Annotated in this window: 10 protein-coding genes and 1 tRNA gene; 4 read left to right on the top strand and 7 right to left on the bottom strand. The window is 55.2% G+C overall.

All coding sequences use genetic code 11. The features are described from left to right. The first annotated feature begins 182 nt into the window (after window positions 1–182). The 4 genes from AVO44_RS03535 (at window position 183) to AVO44_RS03520 (ending at window position 2,901) form a co-directional block, all read left to right on the top strand. Window positions 183–842, top strand: coding sequence for a LysE family translocator (locus AVO44_RS03535; protein WP_233421908.1), 660 nt, complete (start codon window positions 183–185; stop codon window positions 840–842). A gap of 310 nt (window positions 843–1,152) precedes the next feature. Beyond that, the gene (locus AVO44_RS03530; protein ID WP_058272705.1) at window positions 1,153–1,356 is read left to right on the top strand and encodes a helix-turn-helix domain-containing protein; all 204 of its coding nucleotides are present in this window, start codon (window positions 1,153–1,155) and stop codon (window positions 1,354–1,356) included. Further along, window positions 1,356–1,862, top strand: a complete 507-nt coding sequence (locus AVO44_RS03525) for a helix-turn-helix domain-containing protein (protein ID WP_068332531.1) — start codon at window positions 1,356–1,358, stop codon at window positions 1,860–1,862. The genes AVO44_RS03530 and AVO44_RS03525 overlap by 1 nt, the downstream gene beginning before the upstream one ends. Beyond that, window positions 1,840–2,901, top strand: coding sequence for a tyrosine-type recombinase/integrase (locus tag AVO44_RS03520; RefSeq protein WP_068332528.1), 1,062 nt, complete (start codon window positions 1,840–1,842; stop codon window positions 2,899–2,901). Before AVO44_RS03525 ends, AVO44_RS03520 begins: the two co-directional genes overlap by 23 nt. Here AVO44_RS03520 and AVO44_RS03515 read toward each other — a convergent pair whose 3' ends face one another. From AVO44_RS03515 to AVO44_RS03485, 7 genes are all read right to left on the bottom strand, one after another. Continuing rightward, the gene (locus tag AVO44_RS03515) at window positions 2,902–4,755 is read right to left on the bottom strand and encodes a 7-cyano-7-deazaguanine synthase (protein ID WP_233421907.1); all 1,854 of its coding nucleotides are present in this window, start codon (window positions 4,753–4,755) and stop codon (window positions 2,902–2,904) included. After that, window positions 4,730–5,536 (bottom strand): hypothetical protein, encoded by an 807-nt coding sequence (locus AVO44_RS03510; RefSeq protein WP_233421906.1) that lies wholly within the window; start codon window positions 5,534–5,536, stop codon window positions 4,730–4,732. Before AVO44_RS03510 ends, AVO44_RS03515 begins: the two co-directional genes overlap by 26 nt. A gap of 107 nt (window positions 5,537–5,643) precedes the next feature. Then, window positions 5,644–5,719 (bottom strand) — tRNA-Thr (locus AVO44_RS03505). A gap of 550 nt (window positions 5,720–6,269) precedes the next feature. Beyond that, a complete protein-coding gene (locus AVO44_RS03500; RefSeq protein ID WP_068332523.1) occupies window positions 6,270–7,355 on the bottom strand; it encodes an ABC transporter ATP-binding protein in 1,086 nt (361 codons plus the stop codon). Window positions 7,356–7,358: 3 nt separating this feature from the next. After that, the gene (locus AVO44_RS03495) at window positions 7,359–9,014 is read right to left on the bottom strand and encodes an alpha-glucosidase (protein WP_068332519.1); all 1,656 of its coding nucleotides are present in this window, start codon (window positions 9,012–9,014) and stop codon (window positions 7,359–7,361) included. A 9-nt stretch (window positions 9,015–9,023) separates the two neighbouring features. After that, entirely contained in the window at window positions 9,024–10,172 is a 1,149-nt protein-coding gene (locus AVO44_RS03490; RefSeq protein WP_068332517.1) for a carbohydrate ABC transporter permease, read from the bottom strand. A gap of 3 nt (window positions 10,173–10,175) precedes the next feature. Continuing rightward, window positions 10,176–11,201 (bottom strand): carbohydrate ABC transporter permease, encoded by a 1,026-nt coding sequence (locus AVO44_RS03485; RefSeq protein ID WP_068332514.1) that lies wholly within the window; start codon window positions 11,199–11,201, stop codon window positions 10,176–10,178. Window positions 11,202–11,216: the final 15 nt, after the last annotated feature.

Below are 11,216 nucleotides of genomic sequence, written 5' to 3'. Positions count from 1 at the left end.
AGCCACAATCCCCATAGCACCGAAATCTGCCCGCGCTTTCCTCCTTGTCAGATTTATCGCCGCTGCAGCTCACGCTGACAGCAGCCACAAACCTTAGACGAAGCGGACTTCTGAAGGCACATGTTGAAAGGCTGCTTAGGTTTTTTGCGCTAGGATCGCTGCGCGTTTCGACGTAACTTCATATGATTTTGCGAGAAGGTCCTGAACTTATGCCATCGTTTGAAATCTTGATCGCTTTTGTGATCGCCACAAGCATTTTTGCGTATATGCCTGGTCCTTCTACCCTTTATGCCGCAGCGCAAACCATAGCGCGCGGACGTCGCGCAGGTTGGTTCGCTGCGCTAGGCATACATATCGGCGGATACGTCCATGTCGTGGCAGCGGCGGTGGGGCTGGCGATCTTATTCCGAGCAATTCCTATCTTGTACCTTGCGCTCAAATTTGCCGGCGCAGCCTATCTGATTTGGCTTGGCATTTCGATGTTCTTGACCAAAGCGGAAACGGCTACCCAACCACAAGTCGCAGGTCAAAAAAGTGCGAGACGTGCTTTCTGGGAGAGCGTTTCGGTTGAAGTCTTGAACCCAAAGACCGCCATCTTTTATGTGGCCTTCCTTCCTCAATTCTCAGATCCGAGCGCTGTACTTCCGATTTGGGTGCAACTGCTCATATTGGGGACGATCGTGAACATTATGTTTTCGAGCGCGGACGCCATCTGCGTTATTCTCGCGGACAAGATTACCACGCTTTTCAAAGCCTCGTCGTCGGCCAATCGCATTGCAAACAGAATTGGAGGAAGCATTCTTGTCGCGCTCGGAGTGAAACTCGCACTTGATCGGCAGTAAAACTGGTCGTTCGTGCAAAGCGCAGAATCCGTTAAAATGGGCTCGAAGCAGTCTTCCAAGCACTTTTGATTAACGTCAGCTTTCGGGTCATTTGCAGCCGCTGACTCCCTGCGATTCGGATGGCAAGGTCACGCATTTTGCGGATGGGTCACACCTTTCTGATTCAAGTCACATAATATCAATGATTTAGCCCTGGCATGTGTCACGCCTTTATTGGCGGCGGCCACAGATTTTAGAGATCCGAACTCTCACTTTGTTCAACAGAAGCGGACCGAACTTCCTCGTGCCGCAGTGAGCAATTGAGGTTGATATGCCCAAGTTGACACAAGATCAGCTGGCGGAGCGGTGGCACATGTCGCCGCGGACGCTGGAGCAGTGGCGCTGGCTCGGAAAGGGCCCCAGGTTTTTGAAGATCGGCGCGCGCGTTTTATACGATGAAGGCGTGATCGAAGCCTTTGAGGAGGCGCAGGTCTGCCAGAATACATGCGGACCGATTTCCGGGGAGGGTGTGTAATGGCAAAGTCCTTCCCCTCATACAAAGTCAAATCGCACCTTGTCTACACAGTCTGGGAGGTGGCGGACGTTTTGGGCTGTCATCGCCAGACCGTCATTCGCTGGATTGGGAACAACGGACTTGCGGCTGATACCAGCAGCAAGCCTTGGTTGATCGAAGGACATGTGCTCAAGGACTTCCTCGGACAAAGACAACGCAAGGCGCGGTGCAAGTTGGCATTGCATCACTGCTACTGCCTCAGCTGCAGAGGTCCGCGCGAACCCGACGGCAAGATCGCTGACTATGTTCAGGAAACAGCTTCCAGCGGCCGCGTAACAGCCCTATGTCCGACGTGTGGTGCGGTCATGAACAAGATCATTCGCCGTTCAGATCTGGAAGCCATTCAGGCCAAACTGGAGGTCACACGTCAACAAGCCTCCCCAAGATTAGTGTCCTGTACCGAACCCCATTCAAAAGTGACCTTGAAAGAGGAGCCCGAGACCCATGCCAAAACACACCTCGGATAACCTGCGCATCAAGCGCAAACACCTTGTCTGGCTGAAGGACGCAAAGGGGCTGTCACAATCTTCGATCGACAAAGCCGCAGCATCGATTGCCATCTATGATAAATGGCTCAAGGGCAAGGACTACAGGGCGTTCCATTCAGAAAGGGCGCGCGCGTTTAAACGCCATCTGCAAGGTCTGCGCAATGAACGAACGGGCGCGCCACTGTCGGCGGCTACGATCAACGGAGTGTTGCGCGATGTCATGAAGCTTTTTGACTGGATGGCGGACCAACCGGGGTACAAGTCCAGGATCTCGCGCGCAGACATTGCCTATCTCACGCCGGATCGCAAATCGGAACAGGCCCGTCGAAGCACCCTGTGGAAGCCGCATCCGTCCCCTGAACAAGTAAACCACCTGTTGTCCATCATGCCTGCAGAAACAGTGATCCAGCGCCGTGACCGCACCCTGATCGCTTTCCTTTTTTTGACCGGATCACGTGAAGGTGCCGCCATCACCGTGCGGCTGGGGCATGTCGATCCAGCCAATAAATGCGTGCAGTTTGACGGCCGTTCCGTGGATACAAAGTTTGGAAAGTCCTTCACGACCAGTTTCTTTCCCTTCGGTTATGATGTCGAAAGGATTCTGCGAGACTGGATCACGGAGCTTCGTCAGGACCTTCTTTTCTCGGACACGGACCCACTGTTCCCAAAGACGCGCGTAGCTGTTGGCCCGTCCAGACGGTTTGAGGCAGTAGGTATCGCGCGCGAGCCGTGGGCCGGCCCGTCGTCTGCGGCCAGGATCTTCAAGCAAGCTTTCGTTAAAGCCGGGCTGCCACCGTTTTCGCCGCACCGCGTGCGAGATACGATCGCAGAGCTGGCAAAACTTCACTGCAGGACACCAGAGGACTATAAAGCCTGGTCGCAGAACATGGGACACGACGACGTGATGACGACGTTCAGCTCCTATGGTTCTGTTTCACCTGGCCGTCAGGTCGAACTGATGGGGCGGTTTCGCCGCCGTGGACCGTTGCCAGACGAGGACGCGGTTATTGATGAATGATCAGCTCCGGTGACGCACCCGAATGACCACGCGCTCGGGAGCAAGCCGGTATCCGTGCCAAGAGAGATTTTCGATCAACTCTTGGGGCTTATCAATTGACAGACCAGCGGACTTGAATCTCTTTGCAATCGTTCTTCGCGCGGTCAGTATTCTCCGCCTAACGACTTCGTCGGTTTCAACGCCTAATTTTTCGACGAGGTCGCCAGACTTCAAGCAGGGATACTCCAAAGGTTCGAGACCTTTGCCTGCTGCGCGGAGCCACTCTTCAGCCAAAACGATCAACAGATCCGCTGTGGCGTTTTTCTTAAGCTCAATATGTTCGCCGATCAAAACCAAACGTGAGGTTTTGTCGATTTCTATGGTCAGCGGTGGTTTCTCATTCTCGTTTTTATCAACTGAGGGAGCTGGCACAAAAGGCAAGGACAAGGCGCTCTGCATCTCGCCATATAGTCTTGGCAAACTCTGTTCTGGGAACTCGCCTGGTGACTTGCTTTCGAGAGTTCTGCGCATAACCGATGTGACCGCCTTGCCGTGGCGGTTCAGCAAATCTGCGATCATCGACATTGCTGTATCTGGTGGACTGTCGAAATGATTGACCGCATCCAACACAACGGGGAAATTTCGGATCAGTGCATCTGGTGTGGCGTTTTCAAACAACACTGCATTGCGCACATAGGACAACGCCATCTCCCGGTCGATGCCGTTCGGTCGAGCGTCCGACATCAAGTCCACGCGATAGGCATCTTCCGGGTCAAATCGCTCCAACCCCTTTGAAAGCATCGCGAACCGCCGATCGATACACTGCGAACAGCGCCCACAATGGAAGTATTGATGGGTTTGATTATGCACATCAGCACAACTGCGCGTCTCAACGATCTGGTCTGCCATCCCAAGTTGGGAGATGCGCTCCACGACTTCAGCTTTAGTGCGCGCGAAGTAGGGATTGTCGACGCGCATATCGTTCTCGAAAACAAGCCGCAGAAGACCGGTGAACAGCTTCAGTGTCTTTGGATGCGTGGTTCGCGTCGCTCGTGTTCCAACGACGTTGCCGACCGGCGGTAGGTTGAGGCTCACGACCCCGTTTTCATGGAACGACACGCGGTCCAGTCCAAAGGCCGTTGCAGTGATCGACCCAAGTACCGCAAACAAGAATGAGCGTGTGCGATGCGTTCTTTCCGCGGTCGATCGGCTCTTCAACTGGGCGGTCATGGGAATGTGACGGCACGTTTCCGGTCCGTACCGTTTGCTCAACGCTGATATCAGCCGTTTCTGGACCGGCGCTATTTTCGTGGATGAGGCATGACTGACCAAAGCAACCCGATGCTTCTGTTCTACGATTTCTTCCACAGCGCCCGCAAAGGAATCGAGCCCGCCGGAAAACATCAGAACGCGGTGGGGCTTCCATGAACTATTTCGGCCGAATTTGAAGAAGCGCGATCGCTCTGCATCCGGTTCGTCTTTGGTCGAAAAAGAAAACTCAAAGCGGTCGCCGGATAGAAACATCAACGTTTCTTCCAGAGTCTGTACTACGCTCTCACGTTGCCAGAAATCCAGATCGCGTACCGGCATGGTGGCTACGAACCGTCTGCGCCACTTCTCACCCATCTTCTGATCCGCCAGGCCACCACGGCTGACTGCCGCGTCCGCGCAATAGACAAGCGCGGCAATCTCCAGCAAATCGAGCGCACGATCCTGCAATCCCTCGACCAATTGACGGTTCAATTGTCCAATCCTTAGCGTCATTGCGACTTCGCGGCCAGCAATGTCGAGACGCAGGACTTCATCACCGCCGCTTTTTGTCAGGGGCGGCAACCATCTGACTTCAACTTCAGGCAACGGCGCGACGGCGCCCAAACTCCGAGCGCATCTTTTTGAACGCGTAAGCTGTGAACTTGTCTATTGCATCGCGATCAAGCGCTTGCTTCTGCCAGACGGTTTTACCATACCAGCCGCCCGCATATTCTTCGACAATTCTAGACACTTCAAATGTGTGCTGGGCGAGGGCTTGTTGAAATGCCACTCGCTGTGCATCGGTGGAAAAACGTCGATCCTCGCCAGTGTGATTGGCGAGTTCCCGGCTCAGATAGTAGTCTAGAGAGCGGTATGTCAGCCGGGCAAAGAAATCCCGCGCGAGTCTTGCAAAAGCATCGCCCGAGGCGAAACTCGCGAGTGCTTGGCGAATTTCTTGCGGTGTCGGTTCAAACAGGGATGGCAACCGGTCGTGCAGCTGAACGGAAAGGCTTTCCAAGAGCGCGACCTTCGCCAATTCTCCTGCATCTGAGGAACTTCGGAGATCGAAGCTCCTGCCATCAACGGCACGATCCAAACCGGCCAGCAAGCCGGTCACTGAACCGAGTTCCGACGTCGCAATACCCAAGTCAGCCAAAGCGTCTTCGAAGCCCGGAGCCCTTGCAAGTAAAGGCAGCCTCACGAGGAGATCACTTACAAACTGAAACCGAGGGTCACGACTCGCGCGCGCGAGATCTTTGTCGGATGCCTCAGCCGCCGCCTCGGCGATCTCTTCGACTGACGCATCGGTTGCGATCAGATTAACGACCTCGCGCCACTTCCTGGACCGAGGCAATGTGCCAAGCCTGATGTGTCCCATCAGTTCCTCCCTTGCCTGAAGAGTCATACAACCATCAGGCGAATGTAAAGGGAAAAATCGGCATCTACGCTTACCCTACGCTTACCCGAAGCGAGTGTTAAGCATGAGATCGCATCGTAAGTCTTTGAAAAAATTGGTGCCCCCACACGGACTCGAACCGCGGACCTACTGATTACAAATCAGTTGCTCTACCAGCTGAGCTATAGGGGCACCGTAGTTTGCACTGGTTTTATCGGAATTCTGCCCAAGTCCACCTGCATTTAGGTCGGCACATGGGCGACGTAATTTCCGTCATTTCCAGTGCCGCCGCATTTAGCGAGTTTTTTTCGACCCTACAACCCCTGCCGTGACATTTTGTGCGCTTGTTTTTGAAAGAAACCGGCGCGCGCGTTCGTCGCGTTGTGGCGTACCCCTTCTCAGTTACCCGGTGTTGAACATGTGGTGATGGCGCCAAGAGTATGGGCGTGGACTCGGTAGTGAGCTGTAGCTGATTTGAACTGTATCAATCGCAGAAGAATGGATCGCGATACAACGCGCAGAGATTGCTGCGCGGAAGGCGCACTTTGGGCCGCTAAAGAAGGACGAAACACTCGCTGATCGTGCATCAGCACTTGCTTGCAGGAATATACGCACAGACCATCAAAGATCCTGCTGGCGGGACTTATTGAGAGAGATCACCACAGCCGGTCTGTCCGCAACAGTTGATTACGGGCTATGAAGCAACACAAGGTCCCGTGTTTGGTGCAGCGACAGGGCTCTGTTACCTCTTTCTTATCGACAGTCCATTGTGAAACAGGTGTACTTTGGCAGGGTCGGCATTTAGTTTAAGGGTTTGACCCCGCAGATTTTTTCCGATTCCTGGAAACTTTGCCACAATCCCGTCCGACCCTGGATCACTTGCGAAATACAACAAGGTGACTTCCCCCAAGGCTTCAATGAAGTCGACATCTCCTTCCATGAAGCCGGAGTCGTCGTCGGCAAAGAAATCCTCGGGCCGCACACCGATATTGACCTTTAGGCCCATTTGCTCGGGGTCGGTTGCAATGGAGGAAATGGCTGTTCCGCCTGCCTCAAGTGTGACCGCGGTCTGTTCCCCTGTCTTGGATATCACGCCGGGAAGTAAGTTCATCGCGGGTGAGCCAATGAACTGTGCAACGAACTCGTTATCGGGCGTTTCATACAGTTCAAGCGGCGTACCAACCTGCGCGATCCCTTTATTGGCGAGAACAACGATACGACTGGCAAGTGTCATGGCCTCTACCTGGTCGTGGGTGACGTAGATCATCGTGCTGTCGGGCATCGCTTCTTTCAGGCGCGCGATCTCGATACGAGTGGCAACGCGCAGGGCGGCATCGAGGTTTGAAAGGGGTTCGTCAAACAAGTAAACCTTGGGGTCGCGCACAATGGCCCGTCCGATGGCGACGCGCTGACGTTGCCCGCCCGACAGCGCCTTGGGAAGACGGTCCAGAAAGGGTTCCAATTGTAGAATTTTGGCGGCACGGTCGACGGCGGCATCGACCTCAGCCTTGGGCATTTTTGCGATCTTCAGCGCGAAGGCCATGTTTTCGCGCACAGTCATGTGCGGATACAGAGCATAGGATTGAAACACCATCGCTATGCCACGCTGGGCGGGGGGGACGTCGTTCATGACTTGCCCCTCAATCTCCAGCGTTCCGCCTGAGATCTTTTCCAACCCGGCAATCATACGCAGCAGGGTGGATTTCCCGCAGCCCGAAGGCCCGACGAACACGATCAGTTCGCCGGTATCAATCTCAAGATCGATATGCTTGAGCACGTCAACCGACCCATAGGTCTTGGCCACATCCGTGAGCTTGAGTTCCGACATGGCTTACCTCTTTTCCTTGGTCAGCAAGCAGAATTGTGCGGCCTTGAGAACGGCGGTTCCGACCGCATCCACAGCCCCCAAATCCTCGCCAATTACGCGCCAATCGCCTTGCGGCAACGCGACCTCGGCTGTATCAGGGCCAAGGTTGAACGCGCAGAATACATGTTCGGTCGCATCCTCGCGTATGAACGTCAGCACGGAACCTGTTTGGGTCATGTCAACCTGCGCCCCCGATGTCAGGGCCGTATGTGCATGACGCAGGGCAATCGCGCGGCGATAGTGGTGCAGGATCGACTCCTGGTCCCGCTCGGACCGGTCCACGGCACGTTCCGCTTGCGTTTGGCTTACCGGCAGCCACGGGTTGGCGGTGCTGAAGCCAGAGTGTTCGTCCTGGGCCGCCCAGACCATTGGCGTTCGGCAACCATCACGGCCTTTGAACTCGGGCCAGAATTCGATGCCATAAGGGTCTTGCAGATTTTCGAAGGGCACGTCGGCCTCGGGCAGGCCCAGTTCCTCACCCTGATACAGGCAGGCAGAGCCGCGCAGGCACATCATCAATACTGCGTGCTGCCGCAAGGCGGCATCGTCCAGCCCCCAACGCGTGCCGTGGCGCTGGACGTCGTGATTGGAAAAAGCCCAGCAGGGCCATGCATCGCCGGCCTTGTCTTCAAGCTGATCAAATACCTGTTTGGCATAAGCTGCGGTCAAAGCGCGTTTTTCCAGAAATTCGAAGGCATAGCACATATGCATCCGTTTATCGCCGCTGGTATATTGCCCCATAAGCTCCAGCCCGCGCTGGGCATCGCCGACCTCACCCAGGCAAGCGCGGCCTTCGTATTGATCTGTCAAAGCCCGCAGGCGTTCAAGAAATGCGATGTTTTCCGGTTGGCTTTTGGAATACACGTGGTCCTGATGGTTGTACGGGTTTACCTGCGGCGCGATCGTGGCGTTACGCTGATCAAGGGGCAGGGCAGGGTTGTTGCGCAGCTGACTGTCGTGAAAGTAGAAGTTGATCGTATCCAGGCGGAACCCGTCCACCCCCATGTCCAGCCAGAACCGCGCCACGTCCAGCAGCGCATCCTGTACATCGACGCAGTGAAAATTCAGATCGGGCTGGGATGTAAGGAAATTGTGAAGGTAATACTGCTGACGCCGCGTATCCCACTGCCACGCGGACCCGCCAAAAATCGAAAGCCAATTATTGGGCGGAGTTCCGTCCGGTTTCGGGTCGGCCCATACATACCAGTCTGACTTAGGATTATCCCGGTTGGCGCGGCTTTCGCTGAACCAGGGGTGCTTGTCCGATGTATGCGACAAAACGAGGTCGATCATCACCTTCAGACCCTGCGCATGAGCTTGCTCCAGAAGGGTGCGAAAATCCTCCATCGTGCCGAACATTGGGTCAATGGCGCGATAGTCGCTGACGTCATAGCCGAAATCTTTCATCGGAGACTTGAAGAACGGCGAAATCCAGATCGCATCCACCCCAAGCGAAGCGATGTAGGGCAGGCGCTGCGTAATCCCGTTAAGGTCCCCGATCCCGTCGCCGGTGCTGTCTTGAAAGCTTCGAGGATAGATCTGATAGATAACGCCACCGCGCCACCAGTCGGACGAAACCTGGGTTGCATCTTGTTGTTTTGTGATGTTCTGCACGTTCATAACACGCCTTTATTTGACTGATCCGGCCAGCAGTCCGCGGACCAGGTATTTCTGCATTGCAAAGAAGACGACCAGCGGCACCGCGATTGAGACGAACGCCGCCGTGGCCAGGATTTCCCAGTTGCCGCCACGAGTGCCCAGCAGCTCGACGATGCGGTTTGTCATGACCGTGGTTTGGCCCGTGGCATCGATCAGGAACACCTTTGCGACGAGCAGATCATTCCATGTCCAAAGGAACTGGAAGATTGCAAAAGATGCCAGTGCCGGAAAGCTGAGCGGAAGGATGAGCTTTGTGAATATCTGGAACTCGGTCGCGCCATCGACGCGCGCGTTTTCAATCAGGTCGCGGGGCAGCCCGGCCATGTAGTTTCGCAACAAGTAGATCGCCAACGGCATCCCAAAACCGGTATGGGCCAGCCAGACCCCCAGATAGCCTTTACCGATTCCAATATTCAGATGGAACTTGAGTAGCGGGATCAATGCCAGTTGCAGCGGCACGACCAACAGGCCCACCACAGCGGCGATCAGCAGCGCCCGGCCTGGAAAATCCATCCAAGCGAGGGCATAGGCAGCAAAAGCCGCAACAAGGATCGGGATGATTGTCGCCGGGATTGTTACGGTCAATGTACTGAAGAACGCCCGGCCCATACTGTCAGAACTGCCTTTGTCGAAAAGAACCGTTTGGTAATTGTCGAACGTGAACTCTGGCGGCAGCTCGGCGGTCACGAAAATCCGGGCGCCGCGATTGCCGGTGAATTCCTCGGTGTTCTCCATCCGGTAGTTTCCATCCCCGTCAACAGTGATTGTCCCGCCGCGGCGAAGCTCGGCTGTTTCACCGGGTGTGAAGGCATCAATTTCACGCGAACTGATACCCCATCTTGAGATTTTTACTGTCTGATCGTCGCCGAACAGCTTGCCCTGAATGACATACAGCCCATCTTCCAGCACCTGTGTCTCAGGCGCGGCGCTGCGCAGGGTCAGGTTCTGCTCGGACGGGAATAGCGCACGCCACCAACCGCTTGTCGCGATCTGATCCGCCGTGCGAAAGGACGAGATCAAAAGCCCCAGCGTCGGAACCACCCACAACACCACCAGAAACAGAACCGAGGCATGGACAACCCATCTCAGGGCCGGTTTTTCACCTGCAAAGCTATCCATTTATCAGTCTCCACCCAAAGAAGGCGAACCTTCGTTTCGGACCTGCCGGACGTTCCAGATCAGAATCGGAGTAACCAGAAGCATGATCACCATCGCCGACGCCGAACCGACACCCCAGTCATTGGCGCGGAACAGCTTGTCATACATGTAATTGGCCAGAACTTGCGTTTCCCATTGGCCGTTGGTCATCGCGAAAACGATGTCAAAGACCTTGAGCACGGTGATGGTGATCGTGGTCCAAACGACCAGAATAGTCGCCTTGATCTGAGGCACCTTGATGCGAAAGAAAATCTGGAACGGGTTCGCGCCGTCCAGAATTGCAGCCTCAATCGTTTCTTCAGGGATACCGCGCAGCGCGGCGGACAAGATAACCATGGCAAAGCCGGTTTGAATCCAGACCAGAACGATCATCAGGAAGAAACTGTTCCAGAACGGAATAGTAAGCCATGTCTGCGGGTCGGTACCGCCAAAGAACAGATACAAAGCATTCAGGATGCCGATCTGATCCTCGGCTTCCGGGCGTGAGTCGTAGACCAGCTTCCATATGACCGAGGCACCCACAAATGAAATCGCCATCGGCATGAAAATCAGTGATTTCGCGACGTTACCCCACCGGATGCGGTCCGTTAGCTGCGCCACCAGCAGGCCAAACGCTGTCGACATTGCGGGGACGACGATGAGCCAGAGCATGTTGTTGCGCATCGCTTCCCAGAATTTGGGCTCAGCCGCCATCTGTGCGTAGTTGTCGAGGCCAACCCATTGGTATCCACCGCCCGGCACGCGCTCAGTCAGAGAAAGGCGCAGCGTTTCAACGACCGGGTAGGCCAGATACAACCCAAGCGCTGCTATTGCCGGGAACAAGAACAGCCACGGTCGGATCATGTTCGCCCGGTTGATGTTGCGGCCCGCATTTGGTCCGCGCGGAGGGCACAGAACCTTGTCAAGAAACTGATTGGAAAGATAAAAATATCCCACGCAACCCAACACACCGATGGCGATGGTCAGCAGGCCTTGAAGTGCCGGTGTCATGATGCCCTCACTCGC

This window comes from Ruegeria profundi, from assembly GCF_001507545.1.
Taxonomy (GTDB): Bacteria; Pseudomonadota; Alphaproteobacteria; order Rhodobacterales; family Rhodobacteraceae; genus Ruegeria; species Ruegeria profundi.
Note: the sequence above shows the minus strand (reverse complement) of the source record. Positions and strands in the feature narration are given on the sequence as shown.

Bases quoted from the DNA above. Each gene is read 5' to 3' on its own strand.
- AVO44_RS03535 (WP_233421908.1), top strand. From the start codon at position 183: ATGATTTTGCGAGAAGGTCCTGAACTTATGCCATCGTTTGAAATCTTG.
- AVO44_RS03530 (WP_058272705.1), top strand. From the start codon at position 1,153: ATGCCCAAGTTGACACAAGATCAGCTGGCGGAGCGGTGGCACATGTCG.
- AVO44_RS03525 (WP_068332531.1), top strand. From the start codon at position 1,356: ATGGCAAAGTCCTTCCCCTCATACAAAGTCAAATCGCACCTTGTCTAC.
- AVO44_RS03520 (WP_068332528.1), top strand. From the start codon at position 1,840: ATGCCAAAACACACCTCGGATAACCTGCGCATCAAGCGCAAACACCTT.
- AVO44_RS03510 (WP_233421906.1), bottom strand. From the start codon at position 5,536: ATGACTCTTCAGGCAAGGGAGGAACTGATGGGACACATCAGGCTTGGC.
- AVO44_RS03500 (WP_068332523.1), bottom strand. From the start codon at position 7,355: ATGTCGGAACTCAAGCTCACGGATGTGGCCAAGACCTATGGGTCGGTT.
- AVO44_RS03495 (WP_068332519.1), bottom strand. From the start codon at position 9,014: ATGAACGTGCAGAACATCACAAAACAACAAGATGCAACCCAGGTTTCG.
- AVO44_RS03490 (WP_068332517.1), bottom strand. From the start codon at position 10,172: ATGGATAGCTTTGCAGGTGAAAAACCGGCCCTGAGATGGGTTGTCCAT.
- AVO44_RS03485 (WP_068332514.1), bottom strand. From the start codon at position 11,201: ATGACACCGGCACTTCAAGGCCTGCTGACCATCGCCATCGGTGTGTTG.